25 protein-coding genes are annotated in these 25,524 nt (G+C 69.7%); 15 read left to right on the forward strand and 10 right to left on the reverse strand.

Going from position 1 to position 25,524, the window contains the following annotated elements; all coding sequences use genetic code 11:
- Positions 1-207: 207 nt before the first annotated feature.
- Entirely contained in the window at positions 208-618 is a 411-nt protein-coding gene (locus WAB14_RS10855; protein WP_340269723.1) for a MerR family transcriptional regulator, read from the reverse strand.
- A gap of 131 nt (positions 619-749) precedes the next feature.
- On the opposite strand from WAB14_RS10855, the gene WAB14_RS10860 reads away from it, so the two are divergent.
- The 3 genes from WAB14_RS10860 (at position 750) to WAB14_RS10870 (ending at position 3,627) form a co-directional block, all read left to right on the forward strand.
- Complete coding sequence (locus WAB14_RS10860) at positions 750-1,763, forward strand: arsenic resistance protein (protein ID WP_340269725.1); 1,014 nt, start codon at positions 750-752, stop codon at positions 1,761-1,763.
- 201 nt (positions 1,764-1,964) lie between these two features.
- The gene (locus WAB14_RS10865) at positions 1,965-2,876 is read left to right on the forward strand and encodes a hypothetical protein (protein WP_340269727.1); all 912 of its coding nucleotides are present in this window, start codon (positions 1,965-1,967) and stop codon (positions 2,874-2,876) included.
- A 241-nt stretch (positions 2,877-3,117) separates the two neighbouring features.
- Positions 3,118-3,627: a DUF1990 family protein gene (locus tag WAB14_RS10870; protein WP_340269729.1), complete on the forward strand. Its 510-nt coding sequence runs from the start codon at positions 3,118-3,120 to the stop codon at positions 3,625-3,627.
- 111 nt (positions 3,628-3,738) lie between these two features.
- On the opposite strand, the gene WAB14_RS10875 is transcribed toward WAB14_RS10870, so the two are convergent.
- The 8 genes from WAB14_RS10875 to WAB14_RS10910 all read right to left on the reverse strand — a co-directional run bounded on the left by WAB14_RS10875 (position 3,739) and on the right by WAB14_RS10910 (position 12,475).
- Entirely contained in the window at positions 3,739-4,473 is a 735-nt protein-coding gene (locus WAB14_RS10875) for an META domain-containing protein (protein WP_340269731.1), read from the reverse strand.
- A 246-nt stretch (positions 4,474-4,719) separates the two neighbouring features.
- Complete coding sequence (locus WAB14_RS10880; protein WP_340269732.1) at positions 4,720-5,136, reverse strand: DUF4913 domain-containing protein; 417 nt, start codon at positions 5,134-5,136, stop codon at positions 4,720-4,722.
- 41 nt (positions 5,137-5,177) lie between these two features.
- Positions 5,178-6,953 (reverse strand): type IV secretory system conjugative DNA transfer family protein, encoded by a 1,776-nt coding sequence (locus tag WAB14_RS10885; protein ID WP_340269734.1) that lies wholly within the window; start codon positions 6,951-6,953, stop codon positions 5,178-5,180.
- Positions 6,950-8,494 carry an ATP/GTP-binding protein gene (locus WAB14_RS10890; protein ID WP_340269736.1) on the reverse strand — a complete coding sequence of 515 codons (1,545 nt, stop codon included), beginning with the start codon at positions 8,492-8,494 and terminating at the stop codon, positions 6,950-6,952. Before WAB14_RS10890 ends, WAB14_RS10885 begins: the two co-directional genes overlap by 4 nt.
- Positions 8,495-8,622: 128 nt before the next feature.
- The gene (locus WAB14_RS10895; RefSeq protein ID WP_340269738.1) at positions 8,623-10,134 is read right to left on the reverse strand and encodes an SCO6880 family protein; all 1,512 of its coding nucleotides are present in this window, start codon (positions 10,132-10,134) and stop codon (positions 8,623-8,625) included.
- Entirely contained in the window at positions 10,121-11,428 is a 1,308-nt protein-coding gene (locus tag WAB14_RS10900; protein WP_340269739.1) for a TrbL/VirB6 family protein, read from the reverse strand. Before WAB14_RS10900 ends, WAB14_RS10895 begins: the two co-directional genes overlap by 14 nt.
- Positions 11,425-12,177, reverse strand: coding sequence for a DUF8175 domain-containg protein (locus tag WAB14_RS10905; RefSeq protein ID WP_340269740.1), 753 nt, complete (start codon positions 12,175-12,177; stop codon positions 11,425-11,427). Before WAB14_RS10905 ends, WAB14_RS10900 begins: the two co-directional genes overlap by 4 nt.
- A gap of 28 nt (positions 12,178-12,205) precedes the next feature.
- A complete protein-coding gene (locus tag WAB14_RS10910) occupies positions 12,206-12,475 on the reverse strand; it encodes a hypothetical protein (RefSeq protein WP_340269741.1) in 270 nt (89 codons plus the stop codon).
- Between the two features lie 138 nt (positions 12,476-12,613).
- Between WAB14_RS10910 and WAB14_RS18245 the strand changes: the two genes are divergently transcribed.
- The 7 genes from WAB14_RS18245 to WAB14_RS10940 all read left to right on the forward strand — a co-directional run bounded on the left by WAB14_RS18245 (position 12,614) and on the right by WAB14_RS10940 (position 17,405).
- The gene (locus tag WAB14_RS18245; RefSeq protein ID WP_377003001.1) at positions 12,614-12,832 is read left to right on the forward strand and encodes a helix-turn-helix domain-containing protein; all 219 of its coding nucleotides are present in this window, start codon (positions 12,614-12,616) and stop codon (positions 12,830-12,832) included.
- Entirely contained in the window at positions 12,829-13,410 is a 582-nt protein-coding gene (locus WAB14_RS10915) for a hypothetical protein (protein WP_340269742.1), read from the forward strand. The genes WAB14_RS18245 and WAB14_RS10915 overlap by 4 nt, the downstream gene beginning before the upstream one ends.
- Positions 13,411-13,514: 104 nt before the next feature.
- The gene (locus WAB14_RS10920; protein ID WP_340269743.1) at positions 13,515-14,399 is read left to right on the forward strand and encodes a M23 family metallopeptidase; all 885 of its coding nucleotides are present in this window, start codon (positions 13,515-13,517) and stop codon (positions 14,397-14,399) included.
- 104 nt (positions 14,400-14,503) lie between these two features.
- On the forward strand, positions 14,504-14,986 hold the full coding sequence (locus WAB14_RS10925) for a helix-turn-helix domain-containing protein (RefSeq protein ID WP_340269744.1): 483 nt from the start codon (positions 14,504-14,506) through the stop codon (positions 14,984-14,986).
- 45 nt (positions 14,987-15,031) lie between these two features.
- Positions 15,032-15,580 (forward strand): hypothetical protein, encoded by a 549-nt coding sequence (locus WAB14_RS10930; RefSeq protein ID WP_340269746.1) that lies wholly within the window; start codon positions 15,032-15,034, stop codon positions 15,578-15,580.
- Positions 15,577-16,803 carry an MAB_1171c family putative transporter gene (locus tag WAB14_RS10935; protein WP_340269747.1) on the forward strand — a complete coding sequence of 409 codons (1,227 nt, stop codon included), beginning with the start codon at positions 15,577-15,579 and terminating at the stop codon, positions 16,801-16,803. The genes WAB14_RS10930 and WAB14_RS10935 overlap by 4 nt, the downstream gene beginning before the upstream one ends.
- Positions 16,800-17,405 carry a phosphatidic acid phosphatase gene (locus WAB14_RS10940; protein WP_340269748.1) on the forward strand — a complete coding sequence of 202 codons (606 nt, stop codon included), beginning with the start codon at positions 16,800-16,802 and terminating at the stop codon, positions 17,403-17,405. Before WAB14_RS10935 ends, WAB14_RS10940 begins: the two co-directional genes overlap by 4 nt.
- 66 nt (positions 17,406-17,471) lie before the next feature.
- Here the strand turns inward: WAB14_RS10940 and dndA are convergent, their stop codons facing one another.
- Positions 17,472-18,662: a cysteine desulfurase DndA gene (dndA, locus tag WAB14_RS10945; protein WP_340269750.1), complete on the reverse strand. Its 1,191-nt coding sequence runs from the start codon at positions 18,660-18,662 to the stop codon at positions 17,472-17,474.
- Positions 18,663-18,754: 92 nt separating this feature from the next.
- Here dndA and dndB point away from each other — a divergent pair, with 92 nt between their 5' ends.
- Genes dndB through WAB14_RS10970 form a run of 5 tightly spaced genes read left to right on the forward strand, consistent with a single transcriptional unit; the run spans position 18,755 to position 25,257 of the window.
- Positions 18,755-19,909: a DNA sulfur modification protein DndB gene (gene dndB / locus WAB14_RS10950; RefSeq protein WP_340269752.1), complete on the forward strand. Its 1,155-nt coding sequence runs from the start codon at positions 18,755-18,757 to the stop codon at positions 19,907-19,909.
- A complete protein-coding gene (gene dndC / locus WAB14_RS10955) occupies positions 19,906-21,444 on the forward strand; it encodes a DNA phosphorothioation system sulfurtransferase DndC (protein ID WP_340269754.1) in 1,539 nt (512 codons plus the stop codon). Before dndB ends, dndC begins: the two co-directional genes overlap by 4 nt.
- Positions 21,441-23,417, forward strand: a complete 1,977-nt coding sequence (dndD, locus tag WAB14_RS10960; RefSeq protein ID WP_340269756.1) for a DNA sulfur modification protein DndD — start codon at positions 21,441-21,443, stop codon at positions 23,415-23,417. Before dndC ends, dndD begins: the two co-directional genes overlap by 4 nt.
- Positions 23,418-23,419: 2 nt before the next feature.
- On the forward strand, positions 23,420-23,812 hold the full coding sequence (dndE, locus tag WAB14_RS10965; protein ID WP_340269758.1) for a DNA sulfur modification protein DndE: 393 nt from the start codon (positions 23,420-23,422) through the stop codon (positions 23,810-23,812).
- The gene (locus WAB14_RS10970) at positions 23,809-25,257 is read left to right on the forward strand and encodes a DNA phosphorothioation-associated putative methyltransferase (RefSeq protein ID WP_340269760.1); all 1,449 of its coding nucleotides are present in this window, start codon (positions 23,809-23,811) and stop codon (positions 25,255-25,257) included. The genes dndE and WAB14_RS10970 overlap by 4 nt, the downstream gene beginning before the upstream one ends.
- Positions 25,258-25,524 lie beyond the last annotated feature (267 nt).

Genomic DNA, 25,524 nt, shown 5'->3' on the forward strand with positions numbered 1-25,524 from the left:
CGCCTGGCTGAGCTCGGTGGCACTCCTGGGATGTTCATCTGCCGGCTGTGCGCCCTGTGGGCGTGGTGCAGGGCGCGTCGCGTCACGGCCACGTAGGCCCATCCCCGCATGCCGATCCCCTGCTGGACGGCCAGGTGAGCCCACCGGCGACGCCGCTGAGGGCCGGTCCGTGTGCCAGCAGGCGGTCGTCTATCGGTCACGACTGGTTCAGCGGTCGGGGTGCTGCCGTTTCATGACGCACTCGGAGGAGCAGCGCGCGTCGGAGTCGGGGCAGGCGGCGAGGTCGGCCTGCGCGGCGCCGAGGCGGGTGCTGAGCGCTTCGAGGCGGGCGCGCTTGGCTTCCAGCCGGCGGACCTGCTCGGCCAGCAGCGGGGCGAGATGCTCGCGGACGTCGGTGCACGAGCGGGTCCGCAGGACCGCCAGGTGCTCCCCGATCTGCTCCAGCGAGAGGCCGAGCTCCTTGCTGGCCTCGATCAGGTCCAGGCGCACCAGGTCGGCCTCGTCGTAGTCGCGGTAGCCGTTGGCCGAGCGCGCCACCTGCAGCAGCCCGGCGTCCTCGTAGAAGCGCAGGGTGTGGGCCGCGACCCCGCTGCGACGGCTGACCTCGGCGATACGCACCCAGCGACGGTAGCCACACCCGGCCGGCTTGACCTTCCAGCGACTCGAATCTCTACGGTCCCGTCCGTGCCCACCCCCACACCCGCGTTGCCGTTGTTACAGTCCCTGCCGATGCCCCCGCGGGGGGCATGATGACCGACACCACCGATGAGAGCGAGGGTGGGACCGGGCAGGGTCTGGTGGCCTGGCTGGAGCGGCACCAGATCGCCCTGTACGTGCTGGCCATCGCCGCCGGTGTGGCCCTTGGGCTCGGTGTGCCCGACTCGGCCGGTCTCGAGGTCGCGATCAACCCGGTGCTGGCGCTGCTGCTGTACGCGACGTTCCTCGGCATCCCGTTCGCCGCCATCGGCCGGGCCGCGCGCGACGGGCGGTTCATGGCCGCCGTCCTGGTCCTCAACTTCGTCCTGGTGCCGGTGGTCGCCTACGGCCTGTCCCGGTTCGTGGCCGACGAGCCCGCCCTGCTGTTCGGGGTGCTGCTGGTGCTGCTGACCCCGTGCATCGACTACGTCATCGTCTTCAGCGGCCTGGCCGGCGCCGCCTCCGAACGGCTGCTGGCCGCGTCCCCGCTGCTGATGCTCGTCCAGTTCCTGCTGCTGCCGGTGTACCTGTTCCTCCTCATCGGCCCCGAGGGCCTCGGCGTCGTGGAGCCCGGGCCGTTCGTCGAGGCCTTCCTCGTCCTCATCGTCGCGCCCCTGACCGCGGCCGCCGCCACCCACGCCCTGGCCCGTCGCTCCCAGGTGGGCGTCCGCCTGCAGTCGCTGCTGCAGGCGCTGATGGTGCCGCTGATGATGACCACCCTGACCGTGGTCGTGGCCTCCCAGGCCCAGCTGGCCGCCGGCGCCGCCGGGCAGCTGCTGCGCGTGGTGCCGGTCTTCGCCGGCTTCCTCGCCGTCATGGCCCTCGTCGGAACGCTCACCGGCAAGGCCTTCGGCCTCGACGTCCCCGCCCGCCGGGCCCTGGTGTTCAGCGGAGCCACCCGCAACGGCCTGGTCATCCTGCCCCTGGCCCTCGCGCTGCCCGCCTCGCTGTCCCTGGCGCCGGCGATCGCCATGACCCAGACCCTCGTCGAGCTCATCGGCATGGTCGTCTACGTCCGACTCGTCCCCGCCCTGGTCCCACAGACCCGCGCTCCCCACATGACGTAGGCAGGAGTCACCCGAGGCGACGGTCCACCACCGTCTACAGCGCTGCCGCACTGATCCGATCGACGATCCTCGACCGGGATGGCACGGGGACGACACCGTGGACATCGGTCCCGTCCTGAATATCCCGCGTTGCCGACAAGGGTTGACCTACCGTCGGGGCATGGCGAGCACGGGGGCGACACCGGACTGCACGAGCAGCGGATGCGCGCACTGGAGGAGGTCGCGGAGGGCACCGACGCAGACGGCGTTGAGCACCCCTCTCACGTGAGGCAGGCAGCTACGACGCAGGCGGCGCAAGACGCGGCCGAGCGCGCGCTGCAGGATCTCGCGGCCGCCGGGTACCTGGACCGCAGAATAAACCCCGGCTTGAACGACGACGTCTGGGTCATCTCGGCAGTAGGCCACGCAGCTCTTCGGGAACGGCAGAGCCTCCGCAACGACCTGCGCCGCCGGAACACCGCTTGTCGCCGGGCCGTCCTCGGGTGGCTTTACGACGCCAAGCACGACGACCGTCCCTCCAGCGAGGGCGACTGGAAGCATTTCGGCGAGGCGGAGGGCAACGTCTGGGTCGGTCGCCCCTTCTCCGAGAAGGCCCTGGCCGCGGCCAGTCGGTCGCTCTTCGAGGACGGCCTCATCAAGGGCATCTCCTCAGCCGGCCACGAGCGCATCGAACGACCGGAGATCACCTCTCAGGGAGAGGCGTGGCTGGACAGGCAAGACGCCCCGGCTGGTGCCGCGCCTGGTGGTGGAGCGATCTACAACATCGGCGGGAACGCCGTCGTCAACAGCGTCGACCGCTCTCCCGGGTCGACCAACACGCAGCACGGGAGCATCTCCGAGGACTCCCGGCGGGTGCTGCTTCAGCACCTCGACGGACTCGACCAGGTGCTCGACGTCGCACCGCTGACCGACGAGCACGCCCAGCAGGAAGCGGTCGACGCGGCCCGGGCCCTGCGGGCAGAAGCGGATGCGCCGGCGCCCGACAGGGGGCAGCTCTCGGCGCTCGTCGCGCGCCTCCGCGACGCGACGACCTCTGGCGTCGGGACAGCGGCAGGTAGCGCCGCGGTGTCCGCAGTCGTAGCAGCCGTTCAGACAGCCGTCGGGGCCCTGTAAGGACGGAGATGCTGCCACCTGGAGGAGGTGAGCAGGTAAGCCGAGCGCCTGGCGCCGGACGACATCGCGAGCACCGATCACCGACGCACCGTCAGCCGATCGGTGTCCGGTCGATGGCGACGGCCCCCGTGGCTCGGGGCCGGTGCGGTTGGCCCATGCTGCGGTCAGGCAGCATCTGGCTCATGCGGATGCACCCGGTGCCCGGTGAGGCCATGGTGACAACCACCGATCCGGAGTCGTGATGCTGTCCGGTCTGACCTACCCGGAGGTCGGCGCGACCGCTGGCGAGCTCCCACCCGGTTACCACCACCTCCGTCGCAGCGCGCTGCTCGGTCACGGGGCCGAGGACTTCGCGCGGGCGGCGGAAGCGCTGATGACCTGGGAAATGCACCGACGGTCCGGCCTCACCGTGCCGGCCAATACCCCGCCGGTTGAGCTTGGCGGCGACGTCCGACTGACGTGGTCGGCCGGCCCGGTTCGCGTGGCCATCCCTTGTCGCGTCGTGCGGGTCGTCGACGAGCCCAGCGTCCGCGGCTTCGCGTACGGCACCCTGCCCGGGCACCCCGAGCAGGGCGAGGAGTCGTTCATGGTCCGCCGTGGTGAGGAAGGAGCGGTGACGCTGGAGATCGTGGCCTTCTCTAGGCCCGGCCGCTGGTGGTCCCGCCTGGGTGCCCCCGTGGCCGCTGCCGTGCAGCGACGCGTCACTGACCGCTACCTCCACGCCCTCGTCACGAACTCCTCAACGTCTTGAGCGCGGACAGAGGTGCCCGCTGATCTCTGCAGCGCAGGGCCGTCCCGGACACCGATCGCTAGACGGAACGGCTGACCGAGGCCGAGAGCGGACAGGGTCGTTCGCCTTGTGTCAGCTCGTAGCCACGTACACGAGCCCTATCCCGCTGGCCTTGGTCACCGTCAGCCGGTCGCCCTCGACCGCCGCCTGGAACCCGTCACCGAGCACCTCCACGACGTGCGAGTCCTGGGTCGTCAGCTCGTCGGGACACTTGCCATCGGCGGCGAACGTGCCGAATTGCACCTCGTCGCCGTTCACGACGTAGGAGCCGGACAGCTGGCGGCAGCCGGTCGAGCCGCTGAGGCTGCCGTCCTCCTCCAGCCGGAGCGTCGCGACCTCTCCTGCAGGAGACGCGGCGGCGTCGCCGTCGATGAGGGTGTCGAGACGCCAAGTAGTGCCAATCAGCGCCTCGACCGGCACCCCCTCCTGCGACGTGAAGACGAGGTCGACCTCGTCGCCGGTCAGCCGCAGGCTCTCGCCGTCCCGCGCCGCAGCCGTCACCTGCGGGAGCGCTGCCAGGTAGGTCGACTCGGCCGCCATGACGTTCGGCTCGCACCCCATCTCGGTGCCCGACAGCATCCCGACCGTCACCCGCCCCCCGTCGGCGCTCCACGAGGCCCCGTACCGGTTACAAGCCGACGTGCCCCCCGCCTGGTCACCGTCGATCATCAGGGTGACGCGACTGCCCTCGGGGACGTCGATCGAGGCGCCGTCGACCGTCGCCTCCGCCAGCACCCAAGTGGTCCCGGTCACCTCGACCGGCGCGGCCCCGGACACGGCGGGCGCCCCGCCACCGCACCCGCTCACACTCAGGAGCAAGGCGAACGCGACCGTCGACGCCGCTGCCCTCATGCCGAGTCTGACGCGTCGGCGTGGCCACCGGTTCCCCATTCCGCCGGCGCCGATGGGGAGGACGTCCCCTCGTTCGCTCGGGCGATCTCAGTAGACGATCCCCTGCGAGACCGTCAAGGGCGGGCGTACGCCCTCGACGCCGCCGGCGACCGCTCGTTGTGCCGGCTTGCCATCCGAGTGCGGGACGAACTGCAGCTCCGATCAAGCGAAGAGGCCGACCGGAGCCGCTGAGACGGGCAACGGGGCTGACCGAGGCTGGTGACCACGCTCGGTGCCGCATCCCTTGAACGGGCCGTCAGGAGCGAGGAGGGCCGCCATGTGAGGGTCCGCGTGGTCGCGCCACCAGACGCTCATGCCGGTGGCTGGGTCGAGGCGGAGGTGCTCCCAGGCGCGCCACAGTGCCTCCAGCCGGTTGATGGCCTCGGCGTGGCGCCACCACTGGGGGCACCACACCCGCTGCGTCCCTTCCAGGGAGCGGCAGTAGGTTGGGGCGAGGTACTCGAGGACGAACACCTCGACGTTGGGGAAGTAGAGCTGCGGTGCTTCGCCGTCGAGGCCCGCCGGCTCGCCGCCCTCAGGCGTGACGTCGTCCCACTCGTCAGGCGGCAGGTCGAACACGCCGGTGGCGCTGGCATCATCGCGTTCCGGAGCGCCCGGCATCAGCCCGTCGCTTCCATGCGTACACGGGCGCTGGGGTCGTGAGCAGCGATCGACGCTAGGACCGCCTTCGCGTGCGGTCCCGTCATCCACGGCGCGGTCTTGATGAGCGTGGGAGCGACGCCGGAGGCCAAGAGCAGCGCGCGCCCACGGGGCAGCGAGCCGAGGTCGGAGACGTCCAGGACCCGCTCGCGGCGCACGGAGCGGCTAGTGGAGCGGCCGCTCCTTCCGGTAGAGGTCGAGACTGAGCGGACATCGTAGTCACCGATCAGCTGCGACAGCTCGGACAAGAACTCGACCTCGCTGACGCCGCCGCCGTAGACCTTGACGTTGGCCGCGGACCACAGCTTGCGCATGCCGTCACGGCCCCACACCTCGACCCCCTGGGACCAGGACTGCAGGATCGTCATCATCACGATGCCGCGGGACCCGTAGTGGCTGTAGAGGTTGGGCAGCTCGCGCCAGCGACAGACGTTGGCCGCCTCGTCGAGGACCGCCACAAGCGGCACGGGCAGCCGGCCGCCAGCGGACCCGATGGCCAGCTGTTCGGCGGCCTCGGTCACGGCGACGGTGAGGGCGGCGACGAGCGGTCCCGCTGAGCCTCGGCCCTCCCTCGACAGCGAGTACAGCGTGCCGGTGGTCCGGACGAAGTCCTCGGTCGAGAACTGCCTCCGCGAACGCCTGTTCAGCGCCCCGCCAAGGTCAGGTGTGGCGACACCGCCGCCGGCAGGGCTATCGGTGACCCAGGCCATCGCCTGGCGGTTCGTCATGAAGGACGCCTGCTGCTGGGCGGTGCCGTAGACGCCCGCCCGCTGCTTGTCGGGCGCGTTCACGACTCCGGACACCGACGAGGCGGGGAGCGGGTAACCCGCCTCGCGAAGCAGGGCGACCGGTTCGTCGTCCGTGGGGTCGGTGAGCCACAGGTAGACCTGCGTCAGGGGCCGTCGTGCGACGGCGGCCGCGAGGAGCAGGCCGGCCAGTAGCTCGCGGGCGGCGGCGTCGAAGTACGCGTCGGTGCGGGCGCCGGGGTCACGGGCCGCTGTGGCGAAGAGGTCGGCGAGGATCGAGGCCTTCACCTCGTCGGTGACGTACGTCAGAGGATTCCACCACCAGCTCGGCTCCTCCTCGGCGACGCCCTGCGGGTCGAAGACCCACACCGGTCCCAGCTCTGCCCGCGGGTCGCGGGTGGCGTCGACAAGGTCACGCTTGTTCGAGGTTGCCAGCACCGCCCCGGGAGCCGCGAGAACGGCGGGGATCGCCCGGGCGGTCGTCTTCCCGGTCCTGGGACCCCAGATGTCGACGGCGTTGTCCTCCCACGAGGAGAACAGCTCCTGCCCCGTGAGCGACCAACCCAGCGGCAGTCCTGGTGAGCCCTCGACGCCGAGCCGGGACGCGGTAGCCGTCGCACCCAGACGGCTCATTGGCCGCAGCGCCGAGCCGCGCGTGAGATGCGGAGCGGCTCGGTCGACGGCCACCCGGCTGGCGCCGCGCCGCCACCACAGCACGGCCACAGTGGCAGCCGCCGCCGCGAGGCTTGCTGTGAGGCCGCCGGCGACCGAGGTCGCCGACGTCGTCCACGGGAGGGTTCCGCTCAGGACGCCGAAGAGGACGGAGAAGGGGTTATGCGGCAGCTGGACTCCTGTGTCGTCGAGGCGGTGTCCGAGGTGCGCAGCTCCGGCAACGACGCCCGTCACGAGTGCAGCGCCGAGGACACCGACCCACAGCAGAGTCGTCTCGCCGGCGGCGGCGGTCGAGGTCCGCTTCGTCGTCGCGCTCATGTCGACACTTCCGAGGAGGCAGCAAGTGATGCAGTCTCAGCGTCGTAGTCGGGCATCGACCGCGCCGACTGCTCGCGGGCCACGAGGTCCATCGCCTGGACGGACTCGACAGGGTTGGTGATGGCGTCCAGGTCGATGCGCGCCGCGGGGGCGACTTCGACGCCGTCGGGGCTGTCTGCGCCGCGAAGGGTGGCGGGGTCGACGGCGCGCCACTTCTTGTTCGTGTCGTTCAGGCTCCCCTCGACAGACGTCAGGGTGACCTGGACGGGGATGCCCGGACGTCCGCCGACCTTGATGAGGAACTTGCCCTGCCCCGGCGGGGTGGTAGCGTCGCCGACCGCCGAGTCCCACGACGGGGGAGTGGTCCAGCTCGTCACCAGGTCCCGCTCGGCGCGCGACATGCCCACCGCCGAGGTGAGCATCGGGATCTCCGCCGACGGCAGCCCTCCGCAGATCACCATGCCGGCCCGCTCGACGAAGCCGCGGGCCTTCATGCGGTCCTCCTCGCTGGGCAGCGCGAGCAGGTCGCTCATGGTGTGCGACACCATCGCCATCCCGACCCCGCGCTGCCGGTTGAGTCGGGTGAGGGCGTCGACGCGGTCGACGATGCCTCGGCCAGCACGCAGCGCGCGCCAGAGCTCGTCGAGGACGACGAAGTAGTGGCGCCTCGGCTCGAGGCCAGCGTCGGCCAGGGCGTGCGCGACGTTGATCGCGCCGAACCCGGTCGACCAGCAGGCGAGGAGGACGGCGGCCTGCAGGTCGGTCTCGCCGTCGCCGATGGCGCTGACGTCGAAGGCGACCGGACGGTCGCGGCGCATCGGCGCGGTCGTCGGCGCGGCGAAGATCCGCCCGAACCGGCCGCCCTCGACGAGAGCGACGAGCGACGCCTCGAGCCCCTCGGTGACCGCCCGGTACCGGTCGATGTCACCTCGGTCGAGCGCGACCTGTCGCACGTCGGCCGGTGCGGAGCGCAGCACCTCGACGAGGTCACCGAGCACGGGCACGGCGCCACGGTCGACCGTGCGGTCGTCGAGAACGCGCAGTGCGCGGTCGAGGATCGCCTCCTCGCGGTCGCTGGGGGGAGCGGTGCGGGCGATGGTCAACAGGGCGCTCACGGTGGTGAGGCGACGGCCGTGTGCGTCGGCGAGCACCTCTTCCCGCGCCCGACCTGTGAGGCGGCGTGCCGCAGAGGTCGACTCGCCGGGGTCGAGGACGTTGAGGTGTCCGCGGCCGCGGCCGAGGGGCAGGACGTCGCCGCCCATGGCGGTGATGAGATCGAGGTAGTCGGGCTTGAGGTCACCGAGGACCAGCGGCAGGACGCCGTAGCCGGCCAGGCCGAGAGCCATCCGTCGCACGACCGTCGACTTGCCGAGCCCCGGGAGGCCGAGGACGAACGCGCTGGGGTTGGCGATGAGGTTGGCGCGACGGAACCACGAGATGGGGTCGCACCCGACGGTGGCCCCGCTGATGAGGTTCTGGCCGAGGGGTACGCCGACGATCGGCGAGCCGGTGCCCGCGGCGAAGGGGTAGAGCCCGCACACCTGCACCGTCGTCCCTCGGAACTCGGGTGCCGGTTCGACGAGCGCAGCCGCTCCTCGTCCGGGTCCTGCCCATCCGCGCGGACCGGGTCGACGACCTCCTCGCGGCGGGGTGGCTCGCCGGCGGAGACTCACAGCGCGCTCCGGATCGAGGTCGGCAGGGCCGAGTGCGCCGGAAGGACCAGACCGAGGGGCAGCGACGCGGCGAAGCCGACGTCCTGCGAGCCGTACATCGGACGAAGTTGTAGGCGGGCGGAGGCTGACAGCATGTCGATCGCGGCGATGGCGTCGGGAAGGCGGTCCTCGTCCGCGACGGTGGCCGTCACGAGCAGGGAGAAGTCGACGAGCCCGGCACCGAGCGCCTCCTCCGCCGCGGTGGCGGCGGCGGAGCGCTGTTCGCTGATCGCCCGTGCGGACGGGCGGTCGCTGACCGTCGCGCGGAAGTCGGCGGCTCTCTTGTCGATCTCCACGATGCGCGCCGCGCGGGCGGCGTCCAGGGGACGGAAGGCGAGCGTCACGCGCTTGCGGTCCACGTCGGGATGCGGGTTGAGCAGGCCGTGCAGCACCGAGCTGTACACCTCGCCTCGCGGCGGCGCGGTCATCGCCCAGGTGACCGAGACGGCGCTGTCGTGCCGGTAAGTCGACCAGGTCGCCTCCGTCGCGGTCGGCCCGACGTCGCTCCAGCGCAGCTCGGGGACGGACCGGTCGTGGCGCGCCTCGTCGAGCGTCAGCGCCGTCGACGGGTCGTACGCGACGCGGACGAACTCGCAGAGCTCTTGCGCTCCGACCGGCCGGACGCCGCCGGCGCCGGTGGCGAGCAGCCCCTGACTGACGACCGGCAGGCGGGAGGCGAGGTCGCGGCCGACCTCAGCGGCCGTCCGTCGGCGTGCGCCCGGTCGAGGGGCGGCCGAGAAGGTGAGGGTCACCCACGCGCGGATGGTGGCCGAACCCTCCGGGTAGCGCGTGACGACCTCGGACAGCATGGCGAGGGCGACGGCTGGCGCGTCCGCGGCGGCCTGCTTCTCGACCTCCTGCTTGAGCCGGCTGCCCGAGTCCGGTGCCGTCTCGACCGTCACGCTCGCACCCACGAGGCCCGCCTCGGAGCCGATGGACGCCAGCCAGGCCCCCCACTGCGCGACCCACAGGTCGACCTGCTCGGCGTCGACCAGCGAGGCACCGTCCGGCTCGGTGGCGAAGACGACGGAGTAGTGGCCGGTCGAGGGCACGCGCAGCAGGGCGAAGGGGCGGCCCCACGAGTCGGTCCACTCGCTTAGCTGCGACGGGGCGAGCAGGCCGGGCAGCTGGTAGGTCCCCCATGGGGCCGACGACTGTGGCCCAGACCGGTACAGGTGCAACCCCCGTCGACGGCCGATCCGCCACAGCCCCCACCGTCCGAGCCGCTCGGCTGCCGTCGCGCCGTGGCGGTCCCGGAGGGCGAGCAGCGCAAGAGCCGACGCGAACAGAACTGCCGTCGGGACCGTCGCGCGGAAGCCCCCCGTGAACCACGTGATGATGAGGCTGACGAGCCCGACGAAGAGCACGAGCGTGCCGAGCGCGCCCATGCCGAGCAGTCCCGGTGTGGTCGGGCGCCGCCAGTTGCCGTACGTGCGTGGGCGGGTGCTCGTCGTCTCAGCGACTGCCATGAGGTCCCCCATCGGCTCCGGATGTCGCGCTGTCGGCCGACTGCTTGAGCGCGCTGACGGTCTGGACGGTCAACTTCGTGGCCGTCACGGCGGCGGCCGTCGCCGGACCGCCTGCGGCTGCGGCGGCGGCCGGGACACGAGCTGCCGCGGCGCCGGCCGCGCTCGTGGTCGCGGCGCCCCGTGAGGCGCCGCCGGCGGCTCCCGCGCCCGCAGGCTCGCTCGGCGGGCGCGCGGCTGAGGCGCCCTGGTTCGAGCCAGCGCCTCCCGACCCGCGCGAGCCAGAGGGGCCGCTGGAGCCGTCAGCGCCGCTCCGGCCACTGCGCGCGAACGCGGCGCCACTCGGCATGGCGCCCATGGCAGCGACGGCGAGTCCCGCTGCTGCACCGCTCGAGGACGCGGCCATGATGCCGACGGCCGGCGTGACGAACCGCATGAGAGCCGGCAGCGCGAGGATGGCGAGCACCATCATCGTGACGCCGACGAGGACGTCGAGCATGCCGGCGCCTGCTTCGTCGCCGAACAGGTCGGCCCCGGACAGGCGGAACGCCGTCGCGTAGACGATGGCGGCGGCCGGCTTGTAGAGGATGAAGGCCAGCAGCCATGCGCAGCACCGGCGGAACCAGGTGCGTCCCGTCTCGGTGGTGGTGAAGGCGGCCGACAGCGGGAAGATCCCGGCGAGGATCACGAGCATCCCCGACCTGACGATCATGAGGATGATCTGGACGCACGAGGTGACGATCCCCGCGACGCCGAGCACGATGACGAGGAGCGCGGGGAGGCCGTCGCCCACGGCGGTCGGTGTGATGAGCGGCGTGAGGAGCAGGGCGCCGAGGTTCTCGCCGAAGTCGGTGCCGACCGTCGAGCGGTCGATGATCCACTCGGCGAAGGCGTCCGCTGCCTGCACGGCCAGCGCGATGACGGCCAGGCCGGATCCGGACACGACGGCGAGCGTCATGAGGGAGCGGAGGACGTCTCGACCGGGCTCTGCTCGGCGCTCCCAGGCCATGCGCGCGCCGCCCACGGTGACCGACAGGACTGCCGCGGCGGCCATGTACCACCACAGCGACCCCTGGATGAAGGCGACGGCGTCGGACGGGTTGTTGCCCGACGTCGTGAGGTTGGGCGTTCCGATGTCGACCCACAGCGTCGACAGCGACGTCAGCACGGCGCCTACGGCGTCGCCGACCGCCGCGGCCAGCCGCGCCAGCGTGTCCGTCAGCACCCCGGCTGCTACCTCCTGCAGCTGGCAGTCGAACTGCCAGACCTCGCACTGCGGAGCTGCAGGCGTCGTCACGTGCCGCTCCACGGCACGTAGCCGGCGAGTCCGGGCAACGCCTGCACGCGGGGGAAGGGAGCGCCCTCGGGGCTGTAGACGAGGCGCCAGTCGCCTCGCTCCCAGCGCAGGGTCATCGGAGTGTGCGCGTACACGCCCTGCTGATCGGCGACGCCGAGGACGGCGAGGTCGATGACGGTCTCGTCCTCGGTCCACGACAGGAACGAGAAACCGGCCAGCTGGAACGGGGCACCCGAGTCCACCGGCGTTGAAGGCGAGTCGGGGAGGTTGTCGAGGGCGACGTCGCGGCCGGGGCCCTCGGCGGCGAGATCCTCGGCGAGCACGCGGCCGCCGTCGGGGAGCGTCGTTGCGGCGAGAGCGTTCGCCGCGGCGTACAGCGCACCCGTCGGGGTGCGGGCAAAGCAGGACCTGACCGGCTCGGTGACGGCCGGGCCGTGGGTCTCCGGTGCGGTCGGGGCGGCCACACGTCCGACGAGCTCCCACTGCGTGTCCGTCGGGGTCGTCCTCGGCACGGTCTGGTCCGAGAAGGGCAGGTCGCACTCGGCGCCAGCCGTCCCTCGGTCGGTGGCCGTGGCGGACGCCCCGGCGACCGGTGGCTCCGCCGCCGACGGCTGCCGCTGGCCCGGGTCGGCAGTCGGCAGGACCAGCGCCACGACGGCCGCGACCAGCAGCGCGGCGACGAAGACCGCCGCTACGACGAAGCCGCGGCGTCGTGGCGAGCTGGCCGCCTCGTCGTTCGTGTCCGTCATCGAATCCCCCGCCCCGCTGCCCGGCGCCTCAGACGAGCGCGGTCACGAAGCCGGACGCCGCGCCCACCACGACACAGCCGGCGAGGACGGTGCCGAGCTTGCCGATGTGCTCACCGCCCTCGCCCCGGCGGCTCGAGATGATCATCGCGATCCCCGCGAAGATGACCCCCGCCACGCAGATCACGAGCGCACCCCACGACACCCAGTTGAGGATCGTGAGGAACTGAGCGGATCCGGGCGGCGCGCCGGGGTTGGGACGTGGCACCGAAGCGAGCGGGACGCTGAGGACACCGATCACGGCTGTTCCTTCCTGCCTGTGAGCCTGGACGCCGCCTGTTCACATCTGGCGACAGGGGTGGACGCTACGCCGCTTTGTGCATCACAGTCTACAAGCGACGCAACCTCTTCTTTGTGGACTGCTGTGAGGAGCGACCGGATGGCGCGACATATCCATGAGCTGCTGGGGGACCTCCCGCGCCGGCTCTCGGTCCCTCAGGTCGCTGAGCTGCTGGGGGTACGTGAGCCGACCGTCTACCGCTGGCTTCGCGACGGAGAGATCCCCGCGTACAAGGTTGGGTCGACGTGGGTCATCCTTCGTGACGAGGTCTGCGACCACCTCGAGGTGCGGCACAACCGGCACGGAGCCCAGGCGTGAGCAGGCGAGCCGCTTCCAGGCGCCGCCGGCTCGTCGTGTCCGTGGCTTCGTTGCTGGCAACTGTGCTCGCCGGCTGTGCGTCGTCCGCTCCTTCGACGGCTCCTGGAGACAGGGAGCAAGGCCCGGTCCAGCAGGACCAGCCGCCCGCAACCGAGCATCACGAAGCTGTCCAGCGGGAGCCGGTCCTGGAAGACGGTCACGACGACCTCGAGGCGTTGCCGATGGCGATTCCCTCTTGGGATGCGGCCTCTCGCGACGCAGCGGTCCGGGCTGCGATCACCGCGGTGACCGCCTTCGGGGCGGACCTGGAGGCGAGCGCATGGTGGCGTGAGCTCGAACCCTTGCTGTCGCCGTCCGCCCAGGAGGCCTACGCCGCTACTGCTCCGGAGAACGTCCCCGTCGGCGCGGTGAAGTACGGCTTCCTCCCGGCAAGTGACCCTCCGAGCGCCTTCCTCGCCGAGGTCGACGTCGGGACGGACGTCGGTGTCTACACCGTCCTGCTGTCCCGGGCCGGGCCAGGGGAGCCGTGGATCGTCGAGCGCTTCGTTCCGCCTGCGACCCCCGAGCCGAAGCAGTGAGAGGCCTCGTCGGCGCACTGCTCTGCGTGACGCTGCTCTTCGGTGGCTGCGTCGGTGGGATAGCGCTAGTCCCACCGCCCCCCGCCGCGGCCTGCGGTGCGCCAGTGGTCCTTGATCCGGACGGCGTGCCGCTGGGAGGCGTCGCCGGCTACGACGGTGAGCAGCTGGCCAACGCCGCAGCCATCGTGACTGCCGGCGGGGCGCTCGGCGTCCCTGCCCGAGCGCAGCTCATCGCCGTCATGACGGCAATGGGCGAGTCCGGTCTGCGCGTCCTCGACTACGGCGACGCGGTCGGGCCGGACAGCCGAGGGTTGTTCCAGCAGCGTGACAACGGCGCGTGGGGGAGCTACGCGGACCGGATGGATCCGCTGATCTCGTCCACGAACTTCTACCGCGCCCTGCTGGCTGTCGACGGGTGGGAGTCGCTGCCACCGACGATCGCCGCGCACCGCACCCAGCGGAACGCGGACCCGTACCACTACGAGCGGTACTGGGCCGCCGCTGTCGAGGTGGTGGCAGCGCTGAGCGGGGCAGTGCCGGCGAGCAGCTGCGGACCGCTGCGTCCGGGCAACATCACGACGGACGGCTGGATCAAGCCGGCGACCGGGCGGTTGAGCAGCCCGTTCGGGTACCGCATCCACCCGATCACCGGCGTGCGGAAGCTCCACAGCGGCATGGACATCGCGGCCTCGTGCGGGACGCCCATCTACGCGGCCGGACCAGGCCAGGTAGTGCGCGCAGGGCCGGCCTCCAGCTACGGCACGCTCGTCGTCATCGACCACGGCGGCGGGGTGCTCACTCGCTACGCGCACATGTACAACGAGGACGTCCTCGTCAGCGTCGGGACGCCGGTCGCCGCCGGGACCGCGATCGGACGGATCGGCAGCAACGGCATGAGCACCGGCTGCCACCTGCACTTCGAGGTCCAGCGCGGCGGCGAGTTCGTCGACCCGGTGCCGTTCCTGCGGGCGCTCGGTGTGGTGCTGTAGAGATGGATCCGCGGTCCGCGTCGCCTGTCCGAGTTGGTGATCAAGAGACCGACTGAGAAGCCATACTTCGTGCTGACGTCCCACCGAGCCGAGAGGAGCGACGCATGGCCGACGACGCGACCCCTCGCTCCCTCGCCTCCAAGCTCGACCACCTCTTCGCGAGCGTCCGCTCCCGCGGAGCCGACGAGCCGACCTACCGCGAGGTCGCGGCAGCCATCGCCGACCAAGGCGGCCCGACGATCTCCCCGTCGTACATCTGGCAGCTGCGCACGGGGCTGAAGGACAACCCCACGCTCAAGCACCTGCAGGCGCTCGCCCGGTACTTCGGTGTGGAGACGGCCTACTTCTTCGACGACGCCGCAGCCGAGCGCATCGACGCCGAGCTCGCGTTGCTGACCGCCATGCGCGACGCCGGCGTTCGGTCGGTGGCTCTTCGCGCCGCCGGATTGTCGCCGGAGAGCCTCGGTCTGGTGCGTGATGTCATCGACGGTGCACGACGTCTTGAAGGCGAGTCGCGGCGACGTGGCGGCGGTCGTCCACAGCCCTCTGACGACACTCCTGGCGACGTGTCACACTCTGATGGGTAATGCACTGACACGGGTGTAGCCAACCGGTCCGCGGGGGCGGTGAGCATGTCGATCGTGGGTCGCCTCGGGCGCAGACGCTCCGCGTGCGGTACCGAAGAACTCGACCTGCGGCGGCGTTGCGAGAGCCGCCTCGCGGGTCTCGACGTCCCGGACCCCTTCGAGCTCGATGTCTTCGTCGAGCGCCTGGCGCACGTGCGTGACCGTCCGCTGCTCCTGGTCCCTTACCGCTTCGCGGTGGCGGGTGCCCCGTGCGGGCTATGGGTTCCGTTGCCGGACGCCGACGTCGTGTTCATCGAGGAGACGACCACGGGCGCGCAGCGCGACAACATCGTCGCTCACGAGCTTGGTCACCTGTTGGCAGACCATGAAGCAGACCCGGCCCTCGTGAGCGCCTACCGCGCCCGCCTGTTCCCCAGCCTCGACCCGTCGGTCGTCGACCGGGTGCTCGGTCGGACGTCGTACACGACGGCTCAGGAGCAGGAGGCGGAGGTCTTCGCCTGGTTGTTGCTCGGCCGTCGGGCGTGGTCGTCGCCTCGTGACGACCACGACGGATCAGTGGGCAGGGCTTACCAGCTCTTCGGGCCGGCCCAGTGAGCTTCTTGATCGTCGGTCCGACGCTGGTCCTCTGGGCTGCCGTCATCGCCCGCGCCCGGCGGCTTGCAGACCCTTCGCGGCGGGACCTGTGGTGGGCCCTCCTCTGCTGTGCCGTCGCCAGCACGCTCAACATGCCGGTCGTGGCGGCCGCCGTCGATGTCGAGGCGGCGCCGGCCAACGTCAGCCAGATGCTCAAGCACGTCTTCGTGGTCGCGGCCGCTTGGCTGTCCTACGAGGTCGTGCGGGGCCTGACGAAGGACCTGCCTCAGGCGCGGAAGGGGCGTGCAGCGCGGCGGTCCTTGGCCGCTCTCGTCGTCCTCCTTCTGGTCGCGCTGTTCGTGCTCAGTCCGGCCGACCGGCAAGTCGCCAACTTCACCGCGGCCTACGGCGACGAGCCCGTCATCGGTGCCTACTGGATGGTGTTCCTCGGCGCGTTGGGCGTCGCCTTGGCGAGCGTCGGTCGCCTGGCCTGGTGGTACCGCCACAAGACGGCACCGGGGGGACTGCGGACGGGCATGTCGCTCGTCACGGTGGGCGTGGCGGCCGGGCTCATCTACGTCGCACTCAAGGTGCTGTACGTGGCTGCCCGGCTTTCCGGAACCCCTGAGCAGGCTCTCGCCGGCTCCGAGCGGACCGTGACTCCCGTGCTCCTCGCCCTCTCGATCGTCGGCATCGTTACTGGTGTGATGTGGCCCGCCCTCATCGAACGCTGGCCGCTGCGACAGGTGCATGCGGCCTACCAGTACGCGCGACTGCGCCGGCTCTGGGTCGAGGTCACGACCGCCGCCCCAGAGGTGTCGCTAGAGCGCACGCTGTCTGACGAGGCGACGACGGGCGCCTCCCGCCGGTTTACCCGACGGCACGAGGCTGAGTTGCTGCTCTTCCGCCGGCTGGTGGAGATCCTCGACGGGCTGCTGGTGCTCGATCAGTACGTGCCCCCGGCTCAGGAAACTGCAGTCAGGCGCCAGGTCGCGCGGGACGTGCCGGCACGAATGCGCTCGTCCGTGGAAGAGCGCGCACTCCTCGAGCTGGCGATGGACGCTCGCGCGACCGGCGCCGCCCCCGCGTCACCACGACAATGTCGTGCCTCTGGTGACCTCACGCCCATGCAGGAGGTGCACCGGTTGAGGGCTGTCGACGCGGCGCGGCGGGCCGCCCGACCGGTCGTCGCCACGGTCAGAGCTGAGCGGGTCGACTCTTCAACGGGACACTCGACGACGTGAGCGTGGTCGAGGCAGAGCCGGTGAACCGTCGGCAGCGCGCCGCGCGTCTGTTGACCGAGGTGTTCTCCCCTGCGCACCTTGCCATCGTCTTGCCGCCCGTCGTGGGGGCCCAGGCGGGCGGGCTGATCGCCTTTGCCTACGGCTGCCTGGCCGCGTTGTTCACGGGCGTCATCCCGTACGCGTTCCTGCTGTGGGCGGTGCGGGGCGGCCGGATCGGCGACCGGCACGTCCGGCAGCGGAGGCAGCGGTTCCTGCCCCTCGGCTTCGGCGTCGTATCCGTGATCGTCGGACTCACCCTCCTGGTGCTGCTAGAGGACGCTCCGCGCGACCTCCTCGCGCTGGTGCTGGCCATGCTGGCCGGCCTGGTCGTCACAGTGGCCATCACGGCGGTCTGGCAGATCTCGATCCACACCGGCGTCGCCGCGGGGACGGTAGTCATCCTCATGCTGACGTTCGGATGGGGAAGCGTGCTCGCCTGGCCGCTGGTGGTGGCGACAGGGTGGGCAAGGGCGGTCCTGAACGACCACACGGTGGCTCAAGTGGTCGCGGGTGCAGCCGTTGGAGCAGCAGTGGCGGGCTTCGCGTTCTCGACGTTGCGCTAGCCCGAGCGCACCGACGTACTCGGCCCCGCGTCCTGACGGGTGCCGCGCACACGGGGCGCCGGGAGGTCAAGCGCGCGCAAGTCCCTTCAGCCGCTCGATGATGAGCTGCACCGGGACTTCTGTTGTGGCGGGCCCCCAAGAGAACCGGAGCGCCCCTTCGATGCGCTCGCGGGGCAGTCCCGAAGCTTGCAGGACATGGCTGGGTTGGTAGCTCTGTGAAGTGCAGGCGGACCCGTTCGAGACGGCGACCACGTCCTTCAGCGCTACGATGGCGGCCTCCGAGTCGACGCCTGGGATCGACACATTGAGCGTGTTCGCCACCGTCCGCTTCGGGTCGCCGTTGATGTTCGCGCCGAGGGCAAGGAGACCCTCGACAAGAGCCTGCTTGATCGCCCCGGCTGAGGCGGACCGCTGCTTCGCCTCCTTCAGAGCCAAGGTCGATGCCGCCCCAAGCCCAGCGACGAGCGGTACCGGCAAGGTGCCGGGGCGAAGTCCGCGCTCTTGGCCACCCCCGTACATGAGTGGAGTCAGTGGTGGGCGTTTGTAGCCGCGACGCCGGGCGATGAGTGCTCCGATGCCCTTCGGCGCGCCGATCTTGTGTCCGGAGATGGACAACATGTCTATCCGCTTGGTCTGCAGTGGGGCGATCAACTTTCCGACTGCCTGGGCTGCGTCGACGTGAAGGAAGGCGTCGTGCCCGGCCAGCAACTCCGCGATCTCCTCGATCGGCTGCACGACACCGGTCTCGTTGTTGACCGCCATGACGGAGACCAGGAGTGTGTCTGGCCGAAGCGCGGCCGCCACAGTCGCAGGCGAGACCCAGCCTCCTTCGGTGGGTGCCAGCAGCTCGATCTCGAAGCCCTCGCTGCGTAGCACCTCCAACGGCTCGAGGACGGCCTTGTGCTCGATCTGGGTCGAGATGATGTGTCGCTTGCCCGTCGACTTCCCGTATGCCGCCAGGCCGAGGATGGCCAGGTTGTTGCTCTCGGTAGCACCGCTGGTGAAGATCACCTCGTCGGACTTCGCCGTCACGACCGCGGCGACCTCCTCGCGCGCTCGGTTGACTCGCTCCTTTGCGACCTGGCCGTAGCCATGCGTCCGGCTGCCGGCGTTGCCGAACTCGTACGACATGTAGGTCACGACCTCGTCAACCACGCGGGGGTCGACCGGAGCCGTCGCGGCGTGATCGAGGTAGACCGGGCGATGCTCGTCGGGCGCTCCGCTAGCCGACGTGTCCAGGGGTGTCGCTACTGTCATGTTCGTGAGCCTACCCGTCCGTACGGAGTGTTGTACGGTTCAGAATGCAGGCAGTTCGGACATCGATCCGAACCGACGGTAGGTGTAGGGGTGTGGTGAAGGTGTCGGCGATCGTGGAGGCGGCCAGCAGTCACTCGACCAGTGCCCGTCCAGGGGGGTTCGAGTACGTCTTTCCGGCGATCCGGGGCGTTCAGGCGGGGCGCGAGTACTACGTGACGATGTGGCCACTGCGGCTGATCCCAAAGCTCTTCCTCTTCGACGAGGAGGAGTTGCCACCGGAGATGCGTGCCCAGCGGACGCTCAACAAGGCCCGCGTGCCGGAGATGGCGCGCTACATCGTGGACAACTCCGACAGCTACGTCTTCTCGGCGCTGACCGCCTCGGTGAATGCCGACGTTCGGTTCACGCCGCTGGTCAACGACGGCGGGGTGGCCGATCGCGTGGGCACTCTAGCCATCCCGATGGACGCCAGGTTCGTGATCAACGACGGGCAACACCGCCGTGCGGCGATCGCGCGGGCGCTGGAGGAGAATCCTGACCTCAGCGACGAGACTATCGCCATCGTCATGTTCATCGACGTTGGGTTGAGCCGGTGCCAGCAGATGTTCGCCGACCTGAATCGGCATGCCATCCGCCCCGCCAAGTCCATCGGGGTTCTCTACGACCACCGCGATCCGCTCTCGACGGTGGCCAAGCAAGCCGTCCTGAAGTCGCCCTTGTTCAGCGACATCACCGAGATGGAAACCAGCAACCTAGCTGCGCGCTCGCGCAAGCTGTTCACGCTGTCGGCCTTCTACACGGCCGACCGGGCGCTGCTCGAGGGTATTGAGGAAGAGTCGGTCGAGCGGCGCATCGAATTGACCGTGGAGTACTGGCGCGCCGTCGCGAAGCAGTTCCCCACTTGGGAACAGGTGCACCGCGGCGACGTCCGCGCCGGCGAGGTCCGGCGGGACTTCATCCACAGCCACGGCATCGTGCTGCACGCGCTCGGGAAGGTCGGCAACACGCTGGTCCGGCAGAACCTGACGCCCTCGACGTGGGAGAAGAAGCTTTCGAGGCTGTCAGGCATCGACTGGCATCGCAACAACTCGGCCGTATGGGAGGGCCGCGCCACGGTCGGCGGGAAGGTTACCAAGGGCGCCTCAAACGTCCTGCTTACCACCGCCTTGATCCGTGAGGTCCTGGGCCTACCGCTGCCCCCCGAGGAGCAGCGCGCCGAAGACGCCTTCAAGCGAGGAGAGAAATGATCACCAGTTTGCCGATCCGGCCGCGCTCGGCATTCGACGACCTCGGCTTCGCCGGGACCGTCGATGCTCTAGTTGCCCAGACGCAGGAGCTCTACCGCGCAGACGGCGTGCCTTGGGTCATCGGCTACTCCGGCGGCAAGGACTCGACCGCGGTGCTTCAGATCGTCTGGCAGGCGCTGCAGGGCCTCCAGCCGGAGCAGCGCACCAAGCCCGTGCACGTCATCAGTACGGACACGCTGGTCGAGAACCCCGTGGTGGCGGCCTGGGTGACGCACTCGCTCGAGGTGATGGCCGAGGAAGCGGCGGCCCAGGGGTTGCCGCTGACGCCCCACCGCCTGACGCCGACGGTGACTGACACGTTCTGGGTCAACCTCATCGGCCGCGGCTATCCGGCACCGCGACCGAAGTTCCGCTGGTGCACCGAGCGCCTCAAGATCAAGCCGTCCAACGCCTTCATCCGCGACATGGTGCGCTCGCACGGCGAGGCCATCCTGGTGCTCGGCACCCGCAAGGCGGAGAGCTCAGGCCGCCATGCTCGAATGGCAGCGCTGGAGTCGCGCCGCGTGCGCGACCTGCTGAGCCCCAACGACTCTCTGCCCAACTGCCTGGTCTATTCGCCAGTGGAGAACTGGTCGAACGACGACGTCTGGACCTTCCTGATGCAGACGCCCAATCCATGGGGGTACTCCAACAAGGAGCTGCTGACCATGTACCAGGGCGCGTCGCCCGACGGCGAGTGCCCGCTGGTGGTCGATGCCAGTACGCCGAGCTGTGGCGACAGCCGTTTCGGCTGCTGGACCTGCACGCTCGTCGAGAAGGACAAGTCGATGTCGGCGATGATCCAGAACGACGAGGAGAAGGAGTGGATGCTGCCGCTCCTCGAGTTGCGTAACGAACTGGACGTCGCTGATGACCGACACCTTCGCGACTTCCGTCGGATGAACGGCTCGGTGCAGCTGTTCCACGACAAGACGATCCCTGGCCCGTACAAGCAGTCCGCCCGAGAGGACTGGCTGCGCCGTCTCCTCGAGGCGCAGGCTTGGATTCGAGAGAACGGCCCCGACTACGTCCGCTCTCTCGACCTGATCACCACCGCCGAACTCGAGGAGATCCGCCGGATCTGGGTCGTCGACAAGCATGAATTCGAGGACCACCTGCCGGGGATCTACGAGGCTGCCATCGGTGCGCCCTACCCCGGCAAGCTACTCGATGAGCACCTTCCGCTGGGCGCCGACATGATCAGCTCGCTCCAGGAAGTCGTCGGTGAGGATCGGCTGCACTTCGAACTCGTCCGCGAGCTGCTCGACATCGAACAGCGGCACCGCTCCCAAGTACGACGTGCGGGACTCTTCGAGTCGCTGGAGAAGGCCCTGCGCAAGGGGTTCTACGACGACGAGGCCGACGCCACCATGCGCGCCCAGAAGCGGAAGGCCGCCCTGGAACGCGTCCCGGCAGAGCATGATCGATCGCCGGATCCCCTCGATCTAGCAGATGGTTACGCCCGCCCGACGGCGACGGCGGGGCCCACCTCGTGATCATCAACCGGCTGGCACTCCACAACGTCGGCACCTTCGCCGGCCGCCACGTCCTCGACCTCACGCCACCCTCAGAGGCCAAGCCGGTCGTCTTGGTGGGCGGCCTCAATGGTGCTGGTAAGACCACGATTCTCGAGTCGATCCAGCTGGCCCTCTACGGCGCCCTTATCCACGCCTCGGCTCGACGGACCGGCAGCTATGAGAATTACCTGCGTGGGCTCGTCCATCGCGGAGTGCCACTCAGCGAGGGCGCCTCTATCGAGCTGACGTTCACCGCCCACCAGGAAGGCGCCGAGCACACGTACTGGATCCGGCGGAGCTGGAAGAGCACGGGTGCCTCCATCCGCGAGATCCTGCTCGTCTCAGTCGACGGGCGACACAACCAGAGCCTCACCGCGACCTGGAACGAGCACGTCGAAACGTTCCTGCCCCGTGGCATCGCCGGCCTGTTCTTCTTTGATGGAGAGCAGATCGAAGCGCTCGCCGACATGGAACGGTCCCGTCAGGTGCTCGGATCCGCCCTCGCTGCTCTGCTTGGCCTCGACCTCGTCGACCGCCTGACCACTGACCTTGTGGTACTGCGGCGCCGCCACCGCGGCCAGCAGGTGCCGGAGGAACTCCGCCAAGCGATCGAGGAGAAGCAGCAACTCGTCACAGCTCATCGGCATGCGGAAGAGGCGTCCGCAGAAGCCGAAGCCGCTCGCCGGACTGAGGTTGAGCGCTGCGAGAAGCTCGTGCACGAGACGACCGAGGCATACCGTGCAGCCGGGGGAGGCCTGCTCGAGCAGCACGAGGCGATCGAATCAACCGCTTCGATGGTCCGCGCCGGCGTGGCGCAGTGTGAGGACGAGATCCGGCACGAACTCGGGGAGAGCACGCCGCTGCTACAGGTAGAAGGCCTGCTGTCGCGGCTCGTCGAACAGGCACGGGCTGAAGATGAGGTGCGTCGAGACGCCTTGGTGATCGAGGCCTTCAGTTCCCGGGATGACCTCCTGCTGGAGCGGCTTCGCGACGCCAAGGTGGAGGTCGGCGCTATACAGGCGATCGAGCAGTTTCTGACCGAGGACCGGGAGCAGCGTCGCAGCTCCGTCGCCAGCACCGACAACGTCACGGGCCTCACAAACTTGCCGGCTTTGCAGGGCCTGCTCGCGACGACGATGCCTGAGGCCCGGAAGCGGCTTAAGTCGGCGCTTGAGCGGCGAGCGCGGTTGAAGGCGGAACTCGATCAGGCCGAGCGCATGCTGGGAGCCATCCCTGAGCCCGAGGCGCTGGCGCCGCTACGCCAGGCTCGTGAGGAGGCGCGCGACGCGCTGCTTCGCGCTGAAGCCGCGCTGGCCCTGGCTGCGGAAATGCTGCAGACGGCGCGGGCCGACCGGGCGAAGGCCCACGCCGCCTACGAAACTGCCCTCGACAAGGCAGCTCAGGCCAACCTCGCCGTCGACGACGACCGTCGCCTGGTCGAACACGTCGAGAAGGTACGGGACACGTTGGAGCGCCTGCGCGTCGCAGCAACGAAGCGTCACCTCGACCGGATCTCCGAGCTCATTCTCGAGGCACTCGGCGCATTGCTCCGCAAAGAGAAGCTGATCACCGACGTTCGGATCGATCCGGAAACCCACACCGTCGCACTGACGGGAGCAGATGGGCACCCACTGCCGGCGAACGACCTTTCGGCAGGAGAGCGCCAGCTGCTCGCGGTCGCCCTGCTGTGGGGTCTGGCGCGTGCTGCCGGACAGCCGCTCCCGGTGGTTATTGATACGCCCCTCGGCCGGCTTGATGGTTCGCACCGACAGCACCTACTCGAGCGCTACTTCCCGCAGGCCAGCCATCAGGTCGTGCTGTTGTCGACCGACACCGAGATCGACGAGGAGGCGTTTGACCGCATCGCTCTGTACGTCGGTCGCGCCTATCACCTCAAGTTTGATCCGGCGACAAATGCGACCAACATCGAAGACGGCTACTTCTGGGAGTGATGATGGCCCTCGAACACGTTCGGCTCTCACAGACGGCGCGTGACCAATTGATCACGCTCAAGCGGCGCACGGGCATTGCGCACTGGAACGTCCTCTGCCGCTGGGCGCTGTGCCGGTCACTCGCTGAGCTGGCGCCGCCGCCTACGATCAAACTGACGCTCGACAGCAACGTCGAGATGAGCTGGCGGACCTTTGGCGGAGAGCTCGGGGACGTGCTGTGGGCGCTCGTCAAGATGCGCTGCCGAATCGACGGGCTTCCGCTCGACGAGGAAACGCTAGCCCAGCAGTTCCGACTCCACCTGCACCGCGGTATCGGGTATCTCGTCGGTGATCCTCGGGTGAGTGACGTGGCTGGGCTCGCTGGTGTCGGGCTCAGCGAGCCGCCAGCGGCATGATCCTGGAGTCCGTTGCTCGTCACAGGACGGCGATGACACGGGTTGCCCTGTCCCGTCCGATGGCGACGGCTGCCGCTGATGGGTTCTTGCAGCCAGAGCGCACCGTCTTCGACTACGGCTGCGGTCGCGGTGACGACATTCGGCATCTCCGCACGCTCGGTTACACGGTAGATGGCTGGGACCCCATGCACCGCCCTGAAGCTGAACGACGCCCGGCCGACGTGGTCAACCTGGGATACGTCCTCAACGTGATCGAGCGACCCAGCGAGCGAGCGGACACGCTCCGAGCCGCTTGGGACTTGAGCCGTGAACTGCTCGTCGTCTCGACGCGCATGACGTGGGACGCCCGGGGCCTCATCGGCCGCCCGATCGGCGACGGCCTCATCACCCGAAGCGGCACGTTCCAGAAGTTCTACGACCAGCCTGAGCTGGCGGCATGGATCGAGGACACCGTCGGCGTGCAGCCGCACGCTGCGGCGCCCGGCATCTTCTACCTGTTTCGCGACGAGGCTGCCGCCCAGCGGTTCGTCGCCTCGCGCGTCTACACCTACCGGCCGCGTGTTCGCATCGATCCGCAGGCGCATTACGAGGCCAACGCCGAGACGCTGGCACCGTTGATGAGCTTCATGCGCGAGCACGCCCGGCCACCGAAGCCTGGAGAACTCCCGGAGACCACCGCAGCCGCGATTCAAGAGGCGCTCGGCAGCCTCGGTAAGGCGCAGCGCCTCATCCGGCAGGTCACTGACGACGACTACTGGGCCGAGGTCACCGTCCAGCGCCGGGCCGAGCTGCTCATTTACGTGGCCCTCTCTCGGTTCGGCCGTCGGCCGAAGCTCTCACAGCTCGACCGGACGCTTGCCACGGACTTGCGACTGCTGTTCGGGACCTACCAGGAGGCATGCCTTCACGCCGACCGACTCCTTCTCGCGTGCGGTGACCAGGCGCTCCTGTATGTCAACGCTCGCAGTTCGACGATCGGCAAGCAGACGCCGAGCGCGCTCTACGTCCATCGGTCGGCGATGACGGAGATCCCGCCGGTGCTGCAGGTCTACGAGGGCTGCGCTCGCGTGCTGGCAGGAACCGTCGACCACGCCAACATAATCAAGTTGTCCGTCAGCGAGCCGCAGATCTCATACCTGAGCTACCCAACCTTTGACCGTGATCCGCACCCGACGCTGCGCTCGTCAGTGACGGTTAACCTGCGGAAACTCAGCGTCGACTGGCGTGACTACAGCCGGTCGGAGAGCCCGCCGCTGCTCCACCGCAAGGAAGAGTTCCTCGGCGCCCATGACCCGAAGCGACCGCTCTACGAGCGATTGACCCGAGCCGAGATGCGGGCTGGACTTTATGAGCATCCCGAACGGATCGGGACCCTCCGAGGCTGGCGGGACACGCTTGACGCAGCCGGCGTCACGTTGCGAGGCCACCGGCTCCTTCGCGGGTAACTTCTCGCCCGTGCCCCAGTCCCCCGGCGGGCAGGGCAACGTGCTCTGAACACATGCGCGACGCCGACGAGGTCCGCGCCACCGCGAGGTGCGATCGGGCTCTGCTTGAAGGGTTGGGGTAGCTGTCTGACCACCCGAGCCACAGCGAGCGCCGGTGGGTGCTCGTCCGACTGGACGGCACCGTATCCCGGACTTCATCCCCGCCGCACCATCGGTGAGGGGGCTCGCGCGCCTCCTGGCCGCTACGGTCGACCCGTACGCCTCAAG

The sequence above is a fragment of the Aquipuribacter nitratireducens genome (genome assembly GCF_037860835.1).
GTDB lineage: Bacteria > Actinomycetota > Actinomycetes > Actinomycetales > JBBAYJ01 > Aquipuribacter > Aquipuribacter nitratireducens.

Bases quoted from the DNA above. Each gene is read 5' to 3' on its own strand.
- WAB14_RS10860 (WP_340269725.1), top strand. From the start codon at position 750: ATGACCGACACCACCGATGAGAGCGAGGGTGGGACCGGGCAGGGTCTG.
- WAB14_RS10865 (WP_340269727.1), top strand. From the start codon at position 1,965: ATGCGCGCACTGGAGGAGGTCGCGGAGGGCACCGACGCAGACGGCGTT.
- WAB14_RS10870 (WP_340269729.1), top strand. From the start codon at position 3,118: ATGCTGTCCGGTCTGACCTACCCGGAGGTCGGCGCGACCGCTGGCGAG.
- WAB14_RS10885 (WP_340269734.1), bottom strand. From the start codon at position 6,953: ATGAGCGCGACGACGAAGCGGACCTCGACCGCCGCCGCCGGCGAGACG.
- WAB14_RS10895 (WP_340269738.1), bottom strand. From the start codon at position 10,134: ATGGCAGTCGCTGAGACGACGAGCACCCGCCCACGCACGTACGGCAAC.
- WAB14_RS10905 (WP_340269740.1), bottom strand. From the start codon at position 12,177: ATGACGGACACGAACGACGAGGCGGCCAGCTCGCCACGACGCCGCGGC.
- WAB14_RS18245 (WP_377003001.1), top strand. From the start codon at position 12,614: ATGGCGCGACATATCCATGAGCTGCTGGGGGACCTCCCGCGCCGGCTC.
- WAB14_RS10925 (WP_340269744.1), top strand. From the start codon at position 14,504: ATGGCCGACGACGCGACCCCTCGCTCCCTCGCCTCCAAGCTCGACCAC.
- WAB14_RS10930 (WP_340269746.1), top strand. From the start codon at position 15,032: ATGTCGATCGTGGGTCGCCTCGGGCGCAGACGCTCCGCGTGCGGTACC.
- dndA (WP_340269750.1), bottom strand. From the start codon at position 18,662: ATGACAGTAGCGACACCCCTGGACACGTCGGCTAGCGGAGCGCCCGAC.
- dndC (WP_340269754.1), top strand. From the start codon at position 19,906: ATGATCACCAGTTTGCCGATCCGGCCGCGCTCGGCATTCGACGACCTC.
- dndE (WP_340269758.1), top strand. From the start codon at position 23,420: ATGGCCCTCGAACACGTTCGGCTCTCACAGACGGCGCGTGACCAATTG.
- WAB14_RS10970 (WP_340269760.1), top strand. From the start codon at position 23,809: ATGATCCTGGAGTCCGTTGCTCGTCACAGGACGGCGATGACACGGGTT.